Source organism: Mycobacterium palustre (assembly GCF_002101785.1).
Classification (GTDB): domain Bacteria; phylum Actinomycetota; class Actinomycetes; order Mycobacteriales; family Mycobacteriaceae; genus Mycobacterium; species Mycobacterium palustre.
In genome coordinates this window covers 1-19,972 of record NZ_LQPJ01000144.1, presented here as the reverse complement: position 1 = coordinate 19,972, position 19,972 = coordinate 1, and the positions used below count along the sequence as shown (strand labels likewise).

Below are 19,972 nucleotides of genomic sequence, written 5' to 3'. Positions count from 1 at the left end.
GTTGGCGAGATGACCGAGCGGAAGCGCAAGAGCAATCTGCGCCCGGTGCGTGAGGTCACGGCGCCCACGCTGGAGTTCCGCACCATCCACGGCTACCGGCGGGCCTACCGCATCGCCGGTTCCGGGCCGGCGATCCTGCTGATCCACGGCATCGGGGACAACTCCACCACCTGGAACACGGTGCAGGCCAAGCTCGCGCAGCGGTTCACCGTCATCGCCCCCGATCTGCTCGGCCACGGCAGGTCCGACAAACCCCGCGCCGACTACTCGGTGGCCGCGTACGCCAACGGGATGCGCGACCTGCTGTCCGTGCTCGACATCGAGCGGGTCACCATCATCGGCCATTCGCTGGGCGGCGGGGTGGCGATGCAATTCGCCTACCAGTTCCCGCATCTGGTCGAACGGCTCATCCTCGTCGCCACCGGCGGCGTCACCAAGGACGTCAACATGGCCTTCCGGGTGGCGTCGCTGCCGATGGGCAGCGAAGCCCTGGCGTTGCTGCGGCTGCCTTTGGTGCTGCCGGCGGTTCAGCTGGCCGGCCGGGTGGCCGGCCTGGCGATCGGGTCGACGGGCCTGGGCCGCGATTTGCCCAACGTGCTGCGCATCCTGCGCGACCTGCCCGAGCCGACGGCCTCGGCGGCGTTCAGCCGGACCCTGCGGGCGGTGGTGGACTGGCGCGGCCAGATGGTGACCATGCTGGACCGATGTTATTTGACCGAGGCCATCCCGGTTCAAATCGTCTGGGGCACAAAGGATGCGGTGGTCCCGGTCCGTCACGCGTGGATGGCGCACGCGGCGATGCCCGGCTCCCGCCTCGAGATCTTCGAGGGCTCGGGCCACTTCCCGTTCCACGACGACCCCGCCCGCTTCATCGACGTCGTCCAGCGCTTCATCGACAGCACCGAGCCCGCCGAATACGACCAGGCCGCCCTGCGCGCATTGCTGCGCACCGGCGGCGGGGCGACGGCCGTAACCGGCCCCGCCGACACCCGCGTCGCGGTGCTGAACGCCATGGGATCCGACGAACGCAGCGCCACCTGAGCCATGGGTATCGACGTCACGGTGCTGCGGGTGTTCACCGATCCGGACGGCGGCTTCGGCAACCCGCTGGGCGTGGTGTCCGCCGGCGGCGTCGACGTGGGCGACCGGCAGCGGCTGGCCGCCCAATTGGGTTACAGCGAAACGGTATTCGTCGACGTGCCGGCCGCCGGCTCCGCGACGGCGCACGCCACCATCTACACCCCGCGCACGGAGCTCCCCTTCGCCGGGCACCCGTGCGTCGGCGCGGCGTGGTGGCTGCGCGACAACGGCCGCCCGATCAAGACGCTGCAGGTGCCGGCCGGCCTGGTGCAGGTCGGCTACGACGGCGACCGCACGGTGATCAGCGCGCGCTGCGAGTGGGCCCCCGAGGTGGCCATCCACGAATTCGATTCGGTGGAGGCGCTTTTGGCCGCCGACCCCGCCGACTTTCCCGAGGGCACCGCGCACTATCTGTGGTGCTGGCTCGACCGGTCCGCGGGATCGCTGCGGTCGCGGATGTTCGCCGCCAATTTGGGCGTGCCGGAGGACGAGGCGACGGGCTCGGCGGCGATGCGCATCACCGACTTCCTCAGCCGCGACCTGCGCATCACGCAGGGCGAGGGATCGCTGATCGAAACCGCCTGGAACGCCGAAGGCTGGGTGGGCGTGGCCGGGCGCGTGGTCCACGACGGCGTGCGCCAGATCGCCTGACGGTTTCAGCTCCGCCGGTGCAACACCGCGGCCAGGTGGTCCTGCAGCGGCTGTCCCACCGCCCCCATCCGCAACGAGTAGGACAGCTCGTCGCCGTCGATGCGCAGCGAACGGCCAAGCGCGGTCACCTCTTTGGCGGTGGGCGCCAGCCCGATGTCCTTCGTGGACAGCTCGACCTCGAGGACGTCGCCGCTAACCGAGTACGTGCCGACCTCGATCTCGGTGATGCCGCTCGGGTGGGCCAAGACCAGCTCCAAATGGCCGGGCCGCGGCACCCGAAGGTATCCCGTCTCGGCGTGCAAAGGTTTGTTATCGGCTGCCGACTTGGTCTTTTGCGCGTAGGCCAGAAACGGCTTGCCCACGTGGGAGAACACGACCTCCTCGGAGTACTCGAAGGGCGCGATCGTCGGGTAATGCCCCGAACCCTCACCGGCCCAGGTGCCCAGCAGGGGGGCGAGCTCCGCGAGATCGGGATGCAGGTCGGGCATGAAAACAGCCTAGCGAGAAGCCGGGTCAGCCTGGGGCCGAGACCTTCCGGTGGGCGCGCAGCGCCTCGATCTCCCGTTCGAAGTCCTCGGCGGACTCAAACGAGCGGTACACCGAGGCGAACCGCAGGTAGGCCACCTCGTCGAGGTCGCGCAGCGGACCGAGGATGGCCAGGCCGACCTCGTGGCTCGCGACCTCCGGCGACCCCGCGGCGCGCACCGTGTCCTCCACCTGCTGGGCAAGCAGGTTCAGCGCGTCCTCGTCGACCTGGCGGCCCTGGCAGGCCCGGCGGACCCCCTTGATGACCTTCTCCCGGCTGAAGGGCTCGGTTACGCCGCTGCGCTTGACGACGGCGAGCACGGCGGTCTCCACGGTGGTGAAACGACGCCCGCACTCCGGGCACGACCGGCGGCGCCGAATGGCCTGGCCTTCATCGGTTTCCCGCGAATCGATCACCCGGGAATCGGGATGGCGGCAGAACGGACAGTGCATGACCGCTCCTTCGCCGTGCCGACATACGGGTTCGCCGAACACTGCGAGCGTACCCGCGCGCCCGCCGCACCGCGTCAGCCGACCGGCGCGATCAGGGTCTGGCCCGCGACGACCCCCGGCGAGTTCAGGTCGTTGAGCTCACGGATGCGGTCGGCCACCTGGCGCGCCGGCGCGTCGGGCGCCACCCGGTGCGCGACGTCCTGCAGCGACTCCCCCGGTTCGACCCGCACGACGGCCAGCCGGTCCGGCACGTGGCCGGACGACCCGGTGGCGTCGCCGTTGACCGCCTGGCCGAAGTTGGCCACCAGCCCGAGCCACAGCGTGATCAGGCCGGCGACCAGGGCCAACCCCACCGTCGTCGCCACCGTGACGGGGCGGCGGCGGTGCGGCGCAACGGACATCGCGACCCCGGTGCCGCCGTAGCGCGGCGGCGCGATCGCCGGCCGGCCCGGGCCCGGCCGGCGGGAGCGGCCCAGCCCGTCACGGCCCGAACGAAAACCGTGCGGCGGTCCACCGGGGAACGAGCCCGGCCGCCGAACGCTGCTGCCGGTACGCGGCGCGGCTGTGTGGATGATGGTCATCTGCGTCCTCCGGTCACCTAGTTCTCGCTCGTGTGTTCGACCATAGTCGCTCGTGTGTTCGAATCCCGAACATTTGAGCGAAGCGTGTCGCACGAGCAAACGCTAGAACACCCCACCGACAAGTTCGCCGGTGCACCGACTGACATGCGGTTGAAGTACCCGATGCGCCGCAGAGTTACACGCCTGTTATTTGCCCGAGTTTTTTCGGCGATCGGGCCGGCACGCCGCCGCGCGACACGCGAGTCGAACACATGTTTGATTCTGTGCCGCGCTGCGGCTACATTCGGTGCATGAGCGACAGCAACGACATCTCATCGGCCGGTCCCGAGGGCCGGTTGCCCGGCACGGATTCATCGCTGACCGAACGGCAGCGCACCATCTTGAGCGTCATCCGCGCGTCGGTCACCAGCCGCGGCTACCCGCCGAGCATCCGGGAGATCGGCGACGCCGTGGGGCTGACCTCGACGTCCTCGGTCGCCCACCAGCTGCGCACCCTGGAGCGCAAGGGGTATCTGCGCCGTGACCCGAACCGCCCCCGGGCCGTCGACGTCCGCGGCGCCGACGACGCCGCCGCGCCGGTGGCGCCGGCGACCGAGGTCGCCGGGTCGGACGCGCTGCCGGAACCCACGTTCGTGCCGGTCCTGGGTCGCATCGCGGCCGGCGGCCCGATCCTGGCCGAGGAGGCCGTCGAGGACGTCTTCCCGCTGCCGCGTGAGCTGGTCGGCGAGGGCACGCTGTTTTTGCTCAAGGTGGTGGGCGACTCGATGGTGGAGGCCGCGATCTGCGACGGCGACTGGGTGGTGGTGCGCCAGCAGCACGTCGCCGACAACGGCGACATCGTCGCGGCCATGATCGACGGTGAGGCCACCGTCAAGACCTTCAAGCGCGCCGGCGGTCAGGTGTGGCTGATGCCGCACAACCCGGCGTTCGACCCGATTCCGGGCAACGACGCGACCGTGCTCGGCAAGGTCGTGACGGTGATCCGCAAGGTCTAGCCGCGCTCAGTCGGCCTTGATGAAGCCGTTGGCCTGCGCGACTTCCTCACTGGCCAGCCAGATTTCGGCGAGCGTGTCGTGGTACAGCTCGCTGCCGGGGGTGTAGTACAGGCCGGACCGGGCGCTGGCCTTGATCGGATAGCCGTCGGGCGCCTGGTAGGGGTCGTCCAGCGGCAGGTGGATGGTCGGGCGCCCCGCCGGTCCGGGCCGGGCCCCGCCCGCTTCGGGGTCGGCGGCCGCGTGCCTGCCGGTTCTCGGCTCGTCACCCGGGATGGCTTCGGCGGCATCGGGTTCCACCACTTCGGCGTCAGCGATTTCGGCCTCCGGGGCGGCGGCCTCCGAGTACGTGACGTCCGGGACGGCAACCTCGGGATACGCCTCCTGCGGTTCGGCCTCCTCCGGGGCGCCGACGTCGGGAGGCGTGCGCGGGGCGACGACATCGCGGTAGCCCGGCTCGGCACCATCGTCGTCGTAGCCGACCTCCGGGTAGTCGTGCTCGCCGGGGCCGCGGCTGGCGACGGCATAGCCGGCCCCGGCCGCGGCGGCCCGTGAGACGACGGGGATGGAATCGGTGTCCACCGCGTCGGGGTCTTCCTCGCCCTGCGCGAAACGGCTTGCGCCCTCGTTGAACTCGGGCGCCGCTTCGGCCGGCGCGGCGGCTGACGCGGCCCCGCGGCCCCAGCTGACCCGGCCGGCGTCCGGCTCGCGCGGGGCCATGCCGCCGAACCGCAGGTGGTCGGTGGCCCCCTCGGCGTCGTCGCGGGACCAATGCCCGTCGGCCGCGGGTTCGTAGCCGGCGTCCGCCGCCGGCTCCCGCTGGTAGCCGACGACGTCCGAGGGGGGCCGCCGCCGGCGGCGCCAGCCGACCGCCCCCAGCGCCGCCAGGGCCAGCAGCAGCACCGGGACGCCGGCCAGCAGCCACCACCAGTGCCAGGTGAACTTCTTGCCGTGCGCGGGCATCGCCGCGGTGCTCGGCTGGTTCTGCCCGGACACCTGAAGGCCGGACAGCAGCGGCGCCAGGTTCGACGGGTCGGTGCTGAAGGTGTTCTTGGCCCGGTTCCAGGAGATCTTGCCGCCGGTGAACTGCTGCGAGAACACGTCACCGGTTACGGCCTGGTCGCCGACGGGGGCGCCCAGCTTGCCGGCCGGACCGCGCAGCTTGTCCCAGGCGGCTTTAATGGCGCCGCGCACGACGAACGCGCCGTGGTCGCGGGTCCAGAAGATCACCGGCTTGTCGGCCGCGGAGAACGCGGCGCTTCGGCTGGACGTCCCGAAGCCGCCGTCGGACTCGTTGGCGATCGGGAACCCGAGGTCGCTGCCGACGGGACCGCCCAGCGACTCGTACTTGGCCAGCACGTCGCTCTCGAGGGCGTTCGCGCCGGTGGCCGGGCTGAAGAAGACCTTGCCGCCGGCGAAGTTCTGCGCGACGCCGTCGCCGCCGATGGGATACGTGCCGCCCTGCTTGGCGCCCAGCGGGCCGCTCGCCCCGCCGGCCGCGCGCCAGGCCAGGTTGATGGCCGCGGTCGGGTCGATCGGCACCTGCAGCCCCTTCAGCTGGTCGCCCAGTGCCGGCGGGGTCGTGGTGAACTCCTTGGTCTTTCGGCTCCAGGAGATTTCGCCGCCGCTGAACTTCTGCGAGGTGACGTCGCCGTCGTAGGTGGCGTCGCCGACCGGGGCGCCCAGCACGCCGCCCGAGCTGCCGAGCTTGTCCCAGGCGGCGTTGAGCGCGCCGCGCACGACGAACGCGCCGTGGTCGGGCGTCCAGAAGATGACCGGCTTGTCGCTGGCCGAGAAGGTGGCCACCCGGCTGTCCGGCCCGGCCAGGCCGGGCACCTCGTTGATGGTCGGGAAGCCCAAATCGCTGGCGGCCGGTCCGCCCTGCGACTCGTATTTGTCCAGGATCGGCCCGTAGAGGAATTTGGCCCCGGTGTCGGTGGTGTAGAACATCTTGCCGCCGTCGAAGTCGAGGGCGAATCCGTCGCCGGCCGGGTAGACGTCGCCCTTGCGGGCCCCGAGCGGCGACGTGTCGCCGCCGGCCTTGTCCCACGCCGCCATCATCGCGGCCTCGGCGTCGCCTATCGGGGACGCGGCGGCGGCCGGCGCCAGCAACCCGGCGGCCACCGCTGTCGTCGCCATGCCGAGCAGGGCACGGCCCACCCGCTTGCGCATCCGACCTCTCTGCCCGTTCACCACGCCTCCCAGCCGACGCATCGGCCCCGATCTGTGGCCGCGCCCGCACCCTGCAGACCCGGCGCGCCGGTCGTAACCCCGCCACGGGACGTAACCCCGTTGCGATCCGTACTATCGCCGGGCCCGCATAACTTTGCTCCCACCGCCGGAAAATGCGAAGTCAAATCGTCAATAGTGCAGAAACGGATACCGCGCCGATGTCGAAATGATGCCGAACGCTGCCCGTCTCGACACCGGCTCTGCCATCGCTTGCCCGGAACGCCCCCGATGCCCCCGCGTGTCAAAGCCGCGGTGTCGAGATATACCGAACGCATGAGCCGACGTTAACCGAAGCCGTTATCTGAGTGGCGATCTACCCGGTGAAAACGCCCAATTGCGCCATTCCCCATTTTCGGGGCCGCCGCGGCATCTTTTGCGCGGCAGCGCGATTGTGCCGCTAAACGCCGAGGCTGCGGCCGATGATCTCCTTCATGATTTCGGTGGTGCCGCCGTAGATCGTCTGCACCCGGGCGTCCAAATACGCTCGGGCGACCGGGTATTCGCGCATGTAGCCGTAGCCGCCGTGCAATTGCAGGCAGCGGTCGATCAGGTGCACCTGCTTTTCGGTGGCATACCACTTGGCCATGGCGGCCTGTTCGGCTGTGAGCTTGTGGTCCAGGTGCAGCCGGACGAACTCGTCGACCATCATCCGCACCACGGTGGCCTCGGTGGCCAGCTCGGCGAGGACGAAACGGCTGTTTTGGAAGCTGCCGATCGGCTTGCCAAAGGCCTTGCGCTCCTTGGTGTATTGCAGGGTGTGCTCTAGCACCTGCTCCATCGCCGCGGCCGCCATGATGGCGATCGAGATCCGTTCCTGCGGCAGGTTCTGCATGAGGTAGATGAACCCCATGCCCTCCTCGCCGAGCAGGTTGTCGGCCGGCACGTGCACGTCGGTGAACGACAGCTCGGCGGTGTCCTGCGCGTCCAACCCGATCTTGTCCAGGTGCCGGCCGCGCTCGAAACCCTGCATGCCCCGTTCGACGACGAGGAGCGAAAAACCCTGCGCCCCTTTGTCGGGGTCGGTCTGCGCGACGACGATCACCAGGTCGGAGTTGATCCCGTTGGTGATGAACGTCTTTGAGCCGTTGAGCACGTAATGGTCGCCCTGCTTGACGGCGCGGGTCTTGATGCCCTGCAGGTCGCTGCCGGTGCCCGGCTCGGTCATCGCGATCGCGGTGATCAGCTCGCCGGTGCAGAACTTGGGCAGCCAGCGCTGCTTCTGCTCCTCGGTGGCCAAAGCCAGCAGGTAGGGCGCCACGATGTCGTTGTGCAGGCCGAAGCCGATGCCGCTGTAGCGCCCGGCGGTGGTCTCCTCGGTGATGATCGTGTTGTACCGAAAGTCCGGGTTGCCGCCGCCGCCGTACTCCTCGGGCACCGCCATGCCCAGAAACCCCTGCTTGCCGGCCTCGAGCCAGACTCCGCGGTCGACGATCTTGGCCTTCTCCCATTCGTCGTGATGGGGCGCGACGTGGCGCTCCAAAAAGCCGCGGTAGGACTCGCGGAACAATTCGTGCTCCGGCTCGAACAGCGTGCGCTCGTACTTGATGGCCGCACTCATAAATGACCTCCGGCAGGTGAGACTCTGCCGCCCAACATATACCAACCGGACGGTTGGTTGGCGCCCCGATCACCGGGCGGACCCGGCGCCCCGATCACCGGGCGGCGAACTCCCGCAGGCTGGCGGCCAGGGCGACGGGCACGCGGGCCCGGATGCGGGTGCCGTCGGCGTTGTGCTCCTCCTGCTGGACGCGGCCGCCGGCGTGCAGGCGGGCCACCAGGTCCCCCCGGTCGTACGGGATGACGACGTCGACGGCGGTGTCGGTGGGCTTCGCCAAATCCGCGAGCTCGGTCATGCGCCGCCGCAGCGCCTCGATGCCTTCGCCGGTGCGGGCGGAGACGAACACCGCCCCCGGCAGGGCGTGGCGGAGCTTGGCCAGCGCCAGATCGCTTGCGGCGTCGACCTTGTTGACGACCAGCAGCTCCGGCGGCGCGTCGCCGCGATCGACCCCGTGGTCGGCGATGACGTCGGACACGACCTGGCGCACCGCGTTGATCTGCGCCAGCGGGTTGACGTCCGAGCCGTCGACCACGTGCACCAGCAGCTCGGCGTCGACCACTTCTTCCAGCGTCGAACGGAACGCCTCGACCAGCTGGGTGGGCAGGTGCCGGACGAACCCGACGGTGTCGGTGAGCACGCACGGCCGGCCGTCGTGAAGCTCGGCCCGCCGGGTCGTGGGCTCCAGCGTCGCGAACAGCGCGTCCTGGACCAGCACCCCCGCGCCGGTGAGCGCGTTGAGCAGGCTGGACTTGCCCGCGTTGGTGTAGCCGACGATGGCGATCGACGGAATGTCGGCGGACAGGCGGCGGCTGCGCTGGGTGTCGCGGGCCTGCTTCATGTCCTTGATCTCGCGGCGCAGCTTGGCCATCCGTTCGCGGATGCGGCGCCGGTCGGTCTCGATCTTGGTCTCACCGGGACCGCGCAGGCCCACCCCGCCGCCGCTGCCGCCGGCGCGGCCGCCGGCCTGCCGGGACATCGACTCACCCCAGCCGCGCAGCCGCGGCAGCATGTACTCCATTTGGGCCAGCGACACCTGCGCCTTGCCCTCCCGGCTGGTGGCGTGCTGGGCGAAGATGTCCAGGATCAGCGCCGTGCGGTCGATGACCTTGACCTTGACGGCCTTTTCCAGCGCGGTCAGCTGCGCCGGGGACAGCTCGCCGTCGCAGATCACGGTGTCCGCGCCGGTAGCCAGCACCACCTGGCGCAGCTCGGCGGTCTTGCCCGAGCCGATGTAGGTCGACGGGTCGGGCCGGTCGCGGCGCTGGATGAGCCCCTCGAGGACCTGGGAGCCCGCGGTCTCGGCCAGGGCCGCCAGCTCGGCCATGCTGGCCCGGTTGTCGGCGGCGCTGCCCTCGGTCCACACGCCCACCAGCACCACGCGTTCCAGCCGCAGCTGGCGGTACTCGACCTCGGAGACGTCGGCCAGCTCGGTGGACAGCCCGGCGACCCGGCGCAGCGCCGAACGGTCTTCGAGGGCGAGCTCGCCGGCGCTCGGCTCGGCTTCGTTGAGAAATTCGGGATATGTCATAGGCAACTAGCAATAGTGCACGCGAAATAGGCGTCGCGCACCCGGTTTAACGCCGCTGGGCGCGCCACCATTCCTCGCTGATGTCGCCGCGGGCCACCAGGACCGACGGCCCGCGCAAGTAGCTGGTGGCGTCGGTGATGGTGACGACGACGTCGCCGCCGGGAACGCGGACGGTCAGCGTGCCGGTGTCGGCGCCGACGTCGGCGAGCGCGGCGACCGCGGCGGCGACCGTTCCGGTGCCGCACGAGCGGGTCTCGCCAACCCCGCGCTCGTGGACCCGCATCCGCACCGCGCCGCCGACGGGCGACGTGAGCACCTCGACGTTGACGCCGTCGGGGAATTGGCCGCGGTCGAATTGCACGGGCGCGGCCACGTCAAGGGCCTCGAGTTCCGCGGCGGTCAGCCGCGGCGCCACGCAGGCCAGGTGCGGGTTGCCGACGTCGACCGCCAGGCCGGTGAACGCCCTGCCGCCGATGATCGCCTGCCCGCTGCCGAGCCGGTTAGCCTTGCCCATGTCGACGGTGACGTCGGCGTCGGTGTCCCCGGCGCGGTGCAGCGTGACCGGCCGCGGGCCGGCCAGCGAGCCGACGACGAACTCGTCGCGGGATTCCAGCCCGCTGGCGCGCAGATAGTGGGCGAACACGCGCACGCCGTTGCCGCACATCTGCGCGGTCGATCCGTCGGCGTTGCGGTAGTCCATGTACCAGTCGCCCGCGGCCACCCCGTCGGGCAGCCGCTCCAGCACGCCGGCCGCCACGGCCGCGCCCGCGGTGGTGATCCGCAGCACCCCGTCGGCGCCCAACCCGCGGCGCCGGTCGCACAGCGCCGCCACGCGGTCGGACGACAGCGCCAGCTCGGCCCCGAGGTCGGGCAGCAGCACGAAGTCGTTTTCGGTGCCGTGGCCCTTGGCGAAGATCATTGCGCCACTCCTTTGATCCCGGCTGCACCGGGATCATCGTCGCCGGCGCGGATCACCAGTTCAGGGTACGTCGCGCCACAGCCGCAACGCCTCGTCGACGAGGCGGGCGCCGTCCGCGGCGTCGAGCCAATGCACCCGGTGGTCGCGGCGAAACCACGACCGCTGCCGGCGCACGTAGCGCCGGGTGCCCAGGTAGGTCTGCTCGCGCGCCTCGCGCAGTTCCTCGTCGCCGCCGCCGGCGTCGAGCGCGGCCAGCACCTGTGCGTACCCCAGGGCCCGCGAGGCGGTGACGCCCTCGCGCAGGCCGCGGCGCAACAGGCCGCGGACCTCCTCGACCAGGCCCTGGTCGAACATCGCGTCGGTGCGCCGGGCCAGCCTGTCATCGAGGATCGTTGTGTCGCAGTCCAATCCGACGATGACCGTGTCCCAGCGGGGGGCGCCGATGGGCGGCGCCGAGGCGGCGAACGGTTGGCCGGTCAGCTCGACGACCTCGAGGGCGCGCACCGTGCGCCGGCCGTCGGTGGGCAGGATCGCCGCGGCCGCCGCCGGGTCGCGGCGGGCCAGCTCGGCGTGCAGCTCGCCCACACCGACCTCGGCGAGGCGGCGCTCCCAGCGCGCCCGCACCTCGGGATCCGTCGCCGGGAACGACCAGTCGTCGAGCAGGGATTGGACGTAGAGCATCGAGCCGCCCACGATCACCGGGACCGCGCCGCGGCCGGCGATCGCTTCGACGTCCGCGGCGGCGGCTCGCTGATAGCGGGCCACGGTGGCGGTCTCGGTGACATCGAGGACGTCGAGCTGATGGTGGGGGATGCCGCGGCGCGCCCCGACGGGCAGCTTGGCGGTGCCGATGTCCATGCCGCGGTAGAGCTGCATCGCGTCGGCGTTGACGATCTCGGCACCCACCCGTTCTGCGAAGTCGAGCGCCAGCTGCGACTTGCCGGTCCCGGTGGGCCCGATGATCGCGACGGGCCGGGCGGTTGTCATAGCTGCCAAAAGCCGGCGAAGTAACCCACGCCGTACGGCGCCCCCCGGTAGAGCTCCTTGGCTGATCGCGGCCCCGGCTCGGCCAGGCCCGCCAGCACCTGGAACGCAACCCGCCCCAGGATCTGCGGCGGCAGCCGGGTCAGGGGGGCCAGGTCGCCGTCGGCCAGCGCGTCGTCGAGGGCCAGCTGCGCGTCGGCGTCGCCGGGGTGGTGGCCGCCGGGGGCGGCCGGGGTCAGCGTGTTCGCGCCGTCGGCCACGACCAGCACCCCGACCGGCTCCGGCGCCCGGTCGATCGCGACGCGCAGCCGCCTGCCGATCGCGAGCGCGGCGTCGGCGTCGTGGCCGCTTCGATAGACGCGCACCTGCACGCTGGCTTCGGGTTGGGCCCGGCCCCGGACCCACGCGGCCAGCAGCGCGCAGACCGGGAACTCGACGGGGTCGTGGGCCCGCGGCGACAGGTGGACCGGCACGTCGACGCCGAAGCCGGCGAAGGTGCCGCTGGAACGGGGGCCGTCGGGGTCGAGAACGAGGTCTGCCGGGCCGGTGCCGACCGCCACCCAGCGCGGCGGCAGCAGGGCCGCGGCGGCCAGCACCGCGGCGCTCAGGTCGGCCACCTCCGCGGCGGCCGCCCCGGCGAGCTCGGGAACGAGCAGCGGCGCGGAGGGAACGATCGCGACGGCGCCCAGCACGCCACCAAACTAACGAGCGCCGAACCGCGGCGTCAGCCCGGCCGGACCGGGCTCTGGGGCACCGGTCCGTGGCCGGGCGGCTCCTGCGCACCGGCGGCGCCCGGCGGCTCGGCCAGGTCTCGGCCAACCTCGGCGACCATCGACGCGGCCTCGCCCCGGGCCAGCGCGACCGTCGCGACGATCACCAGGGCGATCGCCGAGATCAGGACGAGCGCGGCCGGGCCGCTGTTCCCGAGCGTCTCCTGAAGGACGGTCACGCCGAGCACGCCGGCCACCACGGGCTTGCAGACCGTCATCGTGGGCAACGACGCGGTCAGCGCGCCGGCGCGGAATGCGGACTGCTGGAAAATCATCCCGCACAGGGCCACCGCCAGCCAGGGATAGAACTCGGGCGCGGTCAGCACCGCGACCGCGCCCCCCTCGGCCACCTCGACGACCCCCTTGGTCAGCACGGCGAACAGCGCCAACGACGAACCCGCGACCAGCGCCAGCAGCACCGCCGCGACCGGGCGGCCGGACCAGATCCGCGCCCCCAGCACACAGCCCACCAGCAGCGGGCCCAGCACCGCGGCGACGATCAGCCATGTCGCCAGCGGCGCGCGCTCCCGTCCGGAACTCGGATCGCCGACGATGATGACCACGGCCAGCGCCGCGGCCAGGACGACGGCCCAGACCCACTCCCAGCGCGTCACGCGGTGGTTTGTCAGCCGCGCATAGATCGGCAACGCGAACAGCAGGGCGGTGACCTGCAGCGCCGTCACCAGCACCACCGAGCCCCAGGCCAGGGCCCCGGCCTGCAGGCTGTAGTTCGTCACCGCCGCCAGCCCGCCCAGCCACCACCGCTTGTCGCGCAACGACATCCGGAACAGCTCGAGGTGGCCGACTTGTTTGTCGGTGATCTCCTGGGCGGAGCGCTGCCGGATCACGTCGCCGACGGCCGAGGCCAGCGCCGCGCACAACGCGAGCAGCGCTGCGATGTCGACTTTCGACATCGAGACCCCCTTACTGGCGTTCTAAACAGCATCTCCTCGGAGAGCTGCGTGTCACGCGCTGTTCGGTCGCGGTTCAACGACAACTGTAGTGCCGCCGCGCCGGGTCCTCGACCGGCTGCCGCGCCGACGGCCCATCAGACGGCCCATCAAAAGTGCGCCCCCGGCAAACCTTTTTTACAGGCATGTACAGGCGCGCGATCCCCCTTGAGCCGCACCTAAAACAGCAGTCGCTCCCGTCACGCTACCCGCCCACGCGGTGCCGACCGAGGTCCGAAGCGACGGTGGGACCGAACTGTGATGCGCGTGGCCGCCCGGGCGGCCCGGGAAGGTGGCGGCGCTCCGCCGGCCAAGCTGCTTGAATACTGTGGGGGCCGGTTTGGCGGAAAGGGCAGCGAGGCGGAAAGGTGGGTGACGAGCGAATGACGGCCGACGAGCCACGCGGCGGCGATTCACCCAAGCCGGCGCCGCGCCCGGGACCGCGTCCGGGCCCCCGGCCGGCGAGCCCCGGGCCGCGACCCGCCCCCTACGCGGTGGCGGCGCCCCCGCGCAGCGATCCGCACCGCTTCGGACGCGTCGACGACGACGGCACGGTGTGGCTGATCAGCTCGGCCGGCGAGCGCGTCGTCGGGTCCTGGCAGGCCGGTGACCGCGAGGCGGCGTTCGCCCACTTCGGGCGCCGGTTCGACGACCTGGGCACCGAGGTCACGCTGATGGAGGAGCGGCTGGCATCGGGCACCGGGGACGCCCGCAAGATCAAGTCGCACGCCTGCGCGCTGGCCGAGGCCCTGCCGACGGCGTCCGTGCTGGGCGACATCGACGCGCTGGCGAGCCGGTTGACCAGCATCGTCGAGCGCGCCGACGCGGCGATCGCCGCGGACCGCTCCAGGCGCGAGGAACATCGCGCCGCCCAGACCGCGCGCAAGGAGGCGCTGGCCGCCGAGGCCGAGGACCTGGCCGCCAACTCGACCCAGTGGAAGGCCGCCGGCGACCGGCTGCGCGCCATCCTCGACGAGTGGAAGACGATCACCGGGCTGGACCGCAAGGTCGACGACGCGTTGTGGAAGCGCTATTCGGCGGCCCGTGAGACGTTCAACCGGCGCCGGGGATCGCATTTCGCCGAGCTGGACCGGGAGCGCTCGGGCGTGCGGCAGTCCAAGGAAAGGCTCTGCGAGCGCGCCGAAGAGCTGTCGGATTCGACCGACTGGTCCGCCACCAGCGCCGAATTCCGCAAGCTGCTCACCGAATGGAAGGCGGTGGGGCGGACGACCCGGGAGGTCGACGACGCCCTGTGGCGCCGTTTCAAGGCCGCCCAGGACGCCTTCTTCACCGCCCGCAACGCCGCGCACGCGGAGAAGGACGCCGAGCTGTCGGCCAACGCCACCGCCAAGGAGGCCCTGCTGGCCGAGGCGGAGAAGCTCGACACCAGCAACCCGGACGCGGCCAGGGCGGCGCTGCGGTCCATCGCCGACAGGTGGGACGCGATCGGGCGGGTGCCCCGGGAACGGTCCGCCGAGTTGGAGCGGCGGCTGCGGGCGGTCGAGAAGCGGGTCCGCGAGGCCGGCGACGCCGATTGGTCCGATCCTCAGGCGCAGGCCCGGGCCGAGCAGTTCCGCATTCGCGCCGAGCAGTACGAGCAGCAGGCCCGCAAGGCGGAGGCGGCCGGCCGCACCGAGGAGGCCGAGCAGGCCAAGGCCAACGCCGAACAGTGGCGGCAGTGGGCCGATGCGGCCGCCGAGGCGCTGACCCGCAGGCCCTAGTGGCGATCGCGAGCGCGGCGAAGCCGGGCGAAGCGGGTCGCCACCATCGGCCCTAGGGGCGATCGCGAGCGCGGCGAAGCCGGGCGAAGCGGGTCGCCACCATCGGCCCTAGGGGCGATCGCGAGCGCGGCGAAGCCGGGCGAAGCGGGTCGCCACCATCGGCCCTAGTCTTCGGGCCCGTCCTTCTCGTCGGTGTCCAGGCTTTCCAGCAACGTCATCGACTGCCGCTCCGCGGCGACCCGGCGGCGCCGCTCTTCGGCCGCGAGTTGCACGACGGTGCGCGCCCACACCACGCGCGCCCAGTGAAACGTCAACAGCAGCACGGTGATCCACGCGACGATCAGGCCCACCCCGGGCCCGGGATGCCCGGCGGCCACGGTCTGGCGTGACCACACCGCCAGCAACCCGGCGCCGGCGGCGACGCTCGAACCCGTCAGCGCGACCCAGGCCAGCGCCCAGCGCCGCGTCAGCAACGCCAGCATCGAAAAGCCCACCCCGAACACCAGCGCCAGCCAGGTGAACACCCGCGACGGCAGGGCCAGGGCGGCCGTCCCGGCGCCGTGGCTGGCAAACAGCACGTCCCATCCCCGCACCGAGCCGGTGTGGGGCAGCACGAACGACGCCAGCAGCACGAACACCAGGATCGCCACGACCAAAGCCCTTGGGCCCGGGTCGATTTCGCGGGCCACCCGGCGTTCGGCGTCCTCGATCTCGGTCCGCAGCGCGTCGAGGTCGGTGTGTTGTTTCTTCATCGGGCACATCCCTGGGGTTCGAGCGGGTCGGCGGAGGGGCCGACGGTCGGCATGCCCAGGCCGATGGTGCTTGGGCGCTCGCCCGCCGCGTGCGCGTCGCCCGCGCGCGTGCGGCGGTGGGTGAGCACGCCCGCGTCGGCGATCAGGTGGTGCGGGGCCGCCCCGGTGATCTCGGTGGTGACGATGTCGCCCGGCCGGACGTTCGGGTCTGCCGCGAAATGCACCAGCCGGCCGTCGCGCGCGCGGCCGCTCATGCGTGCCGTGCGGGCGTCCTTGCGGCCCTCGCCGGTCGCGACCAGCAATTCGACCGTCCGCCCGATCAACGCGCGGTTGCCTTCCAGCGAGATCTGCTCCTGCAGATCGACGAGCCGCTCGTAGCGCTCCTGCACCACGGCTTTGGGCACCTGGTCGTCGAGCTCGGCGGCGGGCGTGCCGGGGCGCTTGGAGTACTGGAAGGTGAACGCCGCCGCGAACCGAGCCCGCCGCACCACGTCGAGCGTGGCGGCGAAGTCCTCTTCGGTTTCGCCGGGAAACCCGACGATCAGGTCGGTGGTAATGGCCGCGTGCGGCATGGCCGCCCGGACCCGGTCGATGATGCCGAGGTAGCGCTCGGCGCGATACGACCGCCGCATGGCCCGCAGCACCCGGTCGGAGCCCGACTGCAGCGGCATGTGCAGGGCCGGGCACACGTTCGGGGTCTGCGCCATCGCCTCGATGACGTCGTCGGTGAACTCGGCCGGGTGCGGCGAGGTGAACCGCACCCGCTCCAGCCCGTCGATGCGGCCGCAGGCGCGCAGCAACCCGGCGAACGCGCCCCGGTTGCGCGGCTGCGCGGGGTCGGCGAAGGACACCCCGTAGGCGTTGACGTTCTGGCCCAGCAGGGTGACTTCGAGCACGCCGTCGGCGACCAGCGAGGTCACCTCGGCCAGGATGTCGTCCGGGCTGCGGTCGACCTCCTTGCCCCGCAGCGACGGCACGATGCAGAACGTGCAGCTGTTGTTGCAGCCGACGGAGATGGAAACCCATGCGGCGTAAGCGGATTCGCGGGCGCTGGGCAGTGACGACGGGAACTGCTGCAGCGCCTCGGCGATCTCGACCTGCGCGACCCGGTTGTGGCGGGCCCGCTCCAGCAGCGTGGGCAGCGATCCGAGGTTGTGGGTGCCGAAGACGACGTCGACCCACGGCGCCCTGCGCAGCAGCGCGGCCCGGTCCTTCTGGGCCAAGCAGCCCCCGACCGCGATCTGCATGTCGGGGTTGACGCGCTTGCGCGGGGCCAGGTGGCTGAGGTTGCCGTACAGCTTGTTGTCGGCGTTCTCGCGCACCGCGCAGGTGTTGAACACCACCACGTCGGCGTCCCCGAAATCCGAGCCGTCGGCCGCGCGCCGGTAGCCGGCCGCCTCCAGCAGGCCCGCCAGCCGCTCGGAGTCGTGGACGTTCATCTGGCAGCCGTAGGTGCGCACTTGGTAGGTGCGCACCCCCGAAACGCCTCGGGCCACCGTCGAAGTCACGGGCCAATGCTACGGCGAGCCGGCCGCCGCGGATGAACCCGCAGCTCGTGGCGATCGCCGGCGCGGCGCTAGACGCGGCGGCGCTCCCGTTCGGCGGCCAGCTCGGACAGCACCACATCGGCCGCCAGATTCTGGCCGTAGCCGCGGCGGGCCAGCATCCCGACCAGCCGCCGCACCACCCGCGCGTCGTCGCCGCCCAGCGTCTCGCGCCGCAGCTTGGCCCGCACCAACTGCTCGGCGCGGTCCCGCTCGGCCCCGGCGTCGATCCCGCCCAGCACCGCGGTGATCACGTCGTCGTCGACGCCCTTGGTGTGCAGCTCGGCGGCCAGGGCGCGCTTGCTCTTTCCCGCCTTCGCCCGGCGGGACTGCACCCACTGCTGCGCGAAGTCGGCGTCGTCGATCAGGCCGACGGCGGCCAGCCGGTCGAGCACCCGCTCGCGCACGTCGTCGGGGTAGCCGCGCTTGGACAGCTGGCCGGCCAGCTCGGCGCGGGTGCGCGCCCTCGCGGTGAGCAGGCGCAGGCACAACGCCCGCGCCTGCTCCTCGCGGGAGGGCTCAGAAATCGACTGGGGCGGGCAGGACGTCATCGTCGGTCACGACCGCGCCGATGCCGAGCTTTTCCTTGATCTTCTTCTCGATCTCGTTGGCCACATCGGCGTTTTCCATCAGGAAGTTGCGGACGTTCTCCTTGCCCTGGCCGAGCTGCTCGCCCTCGTAGGTGAACCACGAACCGGACTTGCGGATGAAGCCCTGATCCACACCCATGTCGATCAGCGAGCCCTCGCGGCTGATGCCCTTGCCGTAGAGGATGTCGAATTCGGCCTGCTTGAACGGCGGCGACACCTTGTTCTTGACGACCTTGACCCGGGTGCGGTTGCCGACCGCGTTGGTGCCGTCCTTGAGCGTCTCGATCCGGCGCACGTCCATGCGCACCGACGCGTAGAACTTCAAAGCCTTACCGCCCGTGGTGGTTTCGGGTGAATTGTGCACCATCACACCATCAACGAAATAGTTGTGATTGCCCTCGACCTCGATATCGAACCGATTCATCGACCGGGTGTGCGGTTTGACATGCACATCGAGAACACGGGCCGGCACCAACCGCTGCGTGGGTTCGACGAACTGTGGCGTTACCGTCCCTTGACCACGGAACCTGGGCAGCAGCTTGTACTCCATCGACGGTGCCATGAATGGTGCGACCAACTCCTGAAACTTCGCCGTGGCCGCGGTCGAAAACGCCAGCACCGCCTTGCCGGCCGAGCCGGCGGAGCGCAGGCGCACGTCCAATCCGTATGTGTCGCACAGGTAATCGCGCAACCGCACTCGCGTGCCTTCGCTCATGGCCTCGACACAGATCGCGATGCGCCCGCTGCCGCCGGCGGTACGTTCCTGCAATCCCTTGGAACGCAACGTGAATGACCCGTCATCCATGTACCAAATAGCCAGAGCCAGCGGCGTCAGCGCCTTGAGATACTCCCCGGAGAAGAACTTCTTGCCGTCTCCGAGATAGACCGCACGCCGTAATTCGGCGAGCTCCGCCAGTGGGGTGAAGTCGACGAAGGTTGCGCCCTTGGCGTTCGCTCGCACCGAGTGCGGAATGTTGCCCATCAAGGCGGTCTTCCACTGCAGATACTCCGACTGCTCGGCGCCGTGTCCCATCCGGAAACGGACTGCGTTGCGATCGTGGCGATTGGGCGAGAGGTTTCCGTCGCCCATCAGTGATCCCAATACCAGCTGGAACTGCTGGTCGCTGAGCAGATGCGGTTCGGCGGCCAGCACCCGGTCGCCGGTGTTGAGGTCACCCGCTTCCGTCCATCCACCGGGCGTGCGGACCAGGTGGTTAGGTGTGGCGGCGAACTGCGACGTGCCGTTACCGCTCGACTTTTCGACGGTGAACTGCAGGAACTGCTCGGCGGGACCGTTGTTGAACCAGTTGACCACCTTGCGCGGCACAACCCGGTCGGATATCGGGTCGTAGGACAGCACCTCGACGTCCATCTTGTTGTTGACGATCTTGCCGATCTTTTCGGTGGAGCCGTCGGCAAGAGTCACTCGCGTCGAATAGTTCATGCACCCGAACATCACCCCGATCTTTTCGCGGAGCTGGTTGATGAAGATCGCCGTGGTTCCCGAGTTGTTGAGCGCGCCCGTCATCTTCCGCAGCGCCTGGCTCATCAGCCGGGCCTGCAGGCCGACGTGGCTGTCGCCCATCTCACCCTCGAGCTCCGCGCGCGGCACCAGGGCCGCCACCGAGTCGATGACCAGGATGTCCAGCGCGCCGGAGCGGATCAGCATGTCGGCGATCTCGAGCGCCTGTTCGCCGGTGTCGGGCTGGCTGACCAGCAGCGAATCGGTGTCGACGCCAAGCTTCTTGGCGTAGTCGGGGTCCAGGGCGTGCTCGGCGTCGATGAACGCCGCGACGCCGCCGGCGGCCTGGGCGTTGGCCACCGCGTGCAGCGCGACGGTGGTCTTACCCGAGGACTCCGGGCCGTAGATCTCCACGACCCGGCCGCGGGGCAGGCCGCCGATGCCCAGGGCCACGTCCAGTGCGATGGATCCGGTCGGGATGACCGAGATCGGCTGACGCATCTCGTCGCCGAGACGCATCACCGAGCCTTTGCCGTAGCTCTTTTCGATCTGGGCCATCGCCAGCTCGAGGGCCTTTTCGCGGTCGGGGGCTTGCGTCATGGTGCCCTACCTTTCGGACTGTCGGTTGATGGTTCGGGCCAGGAGTGCGGGATGATCAGCCGGTGCTGGTGAGGCAGGTA

Annotated in this window: 18 protein-coding genes and 1 pseudogene; 4 read left to right on the top strand and 15 right to left on the bottom strand. The window is 70.8% G+C overall.

Annotation, left to right across the window (positions count from 1 at the left end):
- Positions 1 to 9: 9 nt before the first annotated feature.
- Both AWC19_RS25845 and AWC19_RS25840 read left to right on the top strand, forming a co-directional pair.
- On the top strand, positions 10 to 1,041 hold the full coding sequence (locus tag AWC19_RS25845; protein WP_085080986.1) for an alpha/beta fold hydrolase: 1,032 nt from the start codon (positions 10 to 12) through the stop codon (positions 1,039 to 1,041).
- A gap of 3 nt (positions 1,042 to 1,044) precedes the next feature.
- Complete coding sequence (locus tag AWC19_RS25840; RefSeq protein ID WP_085080939.1) at positions 1,045 to 1,731, top strand: PhzF family phenazine biosynthesis protein; 687 nt, start codon at positions 1,045 to 1,047, stop codon at positions 1,729 to 1,731.
- A gap of 5 nt (positions 1,732 to 1,736) precedes the next feature.
- Here the strand turns inward: AWC19_RS25840 and AWC19_RS25835 are convergent, their stop codons facing one another.
- The 3 genes from AWC19_RS25835 to AWC19_RS25825 form a co-directional block, all read right to left on the bottom strand.
- Positions 1,737 to 2,219, bottom strand: a complete 483-nt coding sequence (locus tag AWC19_RS25835) for a peroxynitrite isomerase (protein WP_085080938.1) — start codon at positions 2,217 to 2,219, stop codon at positions 1,737 to 1,739.
- A 25-nt stretch (positions 2,220 to 2,244) separates the two neighbouring features.
- Entirely contained in the window at positions 2,245 to 2,709 is a 465-nt protein-coding gene (nrdR, locus tag AWC19_RS25830) for a transcriptional regulator NrdR (RefSeq protein ID WP_085080937.1), read from the bottom strand.
- A 74-nt stretch (positions 2,710 to 2,783) separates the two neighbouring features.
- The gene (locus AWC19_RS25825) at positions 2,784 to 3,290 is read right to left on the bottom strand and encodes a LysM peptidoglycan-binding domain-containing protein (RefSeq protein WP_085080936.1); all 507 of its coding nucleotides are present in this window, start codon (positions 3,288 to 3,290) and stop codon (positions 2,784 to 2,786) included.
- Between the two features lie 290 nt (positions 3,291 to 3,580).
- Between AWC19_RS25825 and lexA the strand changes: the two genes are divergently transcribed.
- Entirely contained in the window at positions 3,581 to 4,285 is a 705-nt protein-coding gene (gene lexA, locus AWC19_RS25820; RefSeq protein WP_085080935.1) for a transcriptional repressor LexA, read from the top strand.
- A gap of 6 nt (positions 4,286 to 4,291) precedes the next feature.
- On the opposite strand, the gene AWC19_RS25815 is transcribed toward lexA, so the two are convergent.
- The 7 genes from AWC19_RS25815 to AWC19_RS25785 all read right to left on the bottom strand — a co-directional run bounded on the left by AWC19_RS25815 (position 4,292) and on the right by AWC19_RS25785 (position 13,187).
- Positions 4,292 to 6,475, bottom strand: coding sequence for an LGFP repeat-containing protein (locus AWC19_RS25815; protein WP_425436916.1), 2,184 nt, complete (start codon positions 6,473 to 6,475; stop codon positions 4,292 to 4,294).
- A gap of 436 nt (positions 6,476 to 6,911) precedes the next feature.
- The gene (locus AWC19_RS25810; protein WP_085080933.1) at positions 6,912 to 8,072 is read right to left on the bottom strand and encodes an acyl-CoA dehydrogenase family protein; all 1,161 of its coding nucleotides are present in this window, start codon (positions 8,070 to 8,072) and stop codon (positions 6,912 to 6,914) included.
- Positions 8,073 to 8,166: 94 nt separating this feature from the next.
- Positions 8,167 to 9,600: a GTPase HflX gene (hflX, locus tag AWC19_RS25805; protein WP_085080932.1), complete on the bottom strand. Its 1,434-nt coding sequence runs from the start codon at positions 9,598 to 9,600 to the stop codon at positions 8,167 to 8,169.
- Positions 9,601 to 9,646: 46 nt separating this feature from the next.
- A complete protein-coding gene (dapF, locus tag AWC19_RS25800) occupies positions 9,647 to 10,519 on the bottom strand; it encodes a diaminopimelate epimerase (RefSeq protein WP_085080931.1) in 873 nt (290 codons plus the stop codon).
- A 60-nt stretch (positions 10,520 to 10,579) separates the two neighbouring features.
- Positions 10,580 to 11,506 carry a tRNA (adenosine(37)-N6)-dimethylallyltransferase MiaA gene (gene miaA, locus AWC19_RS25795; RefSeq protein ID WP_085080930.1) on the bottom strand — a complete coding sequence of 309 codons (927 nt, stop codon included), beginning with the start codon at positions 11,504 to 11,506 and terminating at the stop codon, positions 10,580 to 10,582.
- Positions 11,503 to 12,195 (bottom strand): class III extradiol ring-cleavage dioxygenase family protein, encoded by a 693-nt coding sequence (locus AWC19_RS25790; protein ID WP_085080929.1) that lies wholly within the window; start codon positions 12,193 to 12,195, stop codon positions 11,503 to 11,505. Before AWC19_RS25790 ends, miaA begins: the two co-directional genes overlap by 4 nt.
- A 32-nt stretch (positions 12,196 to 12,227) precedes the next feature.
- A complete protein-coding gene (locus AWC19_RS25785; RefSeq protein ID WP_085080928.1) occupies positions 12,228 to 13,187 on the bottom strand; it encodes a DMT family transporter in 960 nt (319 codons plus the stop codon).
- 419 nt (positions 13,188 to 13,606) lie between these two features.
- Between AWC19_RS25785 and AWC19_RS25780 the strand changes: the two genes are divergently transcribed.
- Complete coding sequence (locus AWC19_RS25780) at positions 13,607 to 14,944, top strand: DUF349 domain-containing protein (protein ID WP_085080985.1); 1,338 nt, start codon at positions 13,607 to 13,609, stop codon at positions 14,942 to 14,944.
- Here AWC19_RS25780 and AWC19_RS31695 read toward each other — a convergent pair.
- The 5 genes and pseudogenes from AWC19_RS31695 to recA all read right to left on the bottom strand — a co-directional run.
- Positions 14,918 to 15,113, bottom strand: a pseudogene (locus tag AWC19_RS31695) (gamma-glutamyl-gamma-aminobutyrate hydrolase family protein); the annotation flags it as partial. The gene AWC19_RS25780 and the pseudogene AWC19_RS31695 sit on opposite strands and share 27 nt — an antisense overlap.
- Positions 15,109 to 15,705: an Rv2732c family membrane protein gene (locus AWC19_RS25775; RefSeq protein ID WP_085080927.1), complete on the bottom strand. Its 597-nt coding sequence runs from the start codon at positions 15,703 to 15,705 to the stop codon at positions 15,109 to 15,111. The gene AWC19_RS25775 and the pseudogene AWC19_RS31695, both read right to left, overlap by 5 nt.
- Entirely contained in the window at positions 15,693 to 17,204 is a 1,512-nt protein-coding gene (gene miaB, locus AWC19_RS25770) for a tRNA (N6-isopentenyl adenosine(37)-C2)-methylthiotransferase MiaB (RefSeq protein WP_085080926.1), read from the bottom strand. Before miaB ends, AWC19_RS25775 begins: the two co-directional genes overlap by 13 nt.
- Before the next feature lie 68 nt (positions 17,205 to 17,272).
- On the bottom strand, positions 17,273 to 17,791 hold the full coding sequence (gene recX, locus AWC19_RS25765) for a recombination regulator RecX (protein WP_085080925.1): 519 nt from the start codon (positions 17,789 to 17,791) through the stop codon (positions 17,273 to 17,275).
- The gene (recA, locus tag AWC19_RS25760; protein WP_085080924.1) at positions 17,760 to 19,892 is read right to left on the bottom strand and encodes an intein-containing recombinase RecA; all 2,133 of its coding nucleotides are present in this window, start codon (positions 19,890 to 19,892) and stop codon (positions 17,760 to 17,762) included. The genes recX and recA overlap by 32 nt, the downstream gene beginning before the upstream one ends.
- Positions 19,893 to 19,972 lie beyond the last annotated feature (80 nt).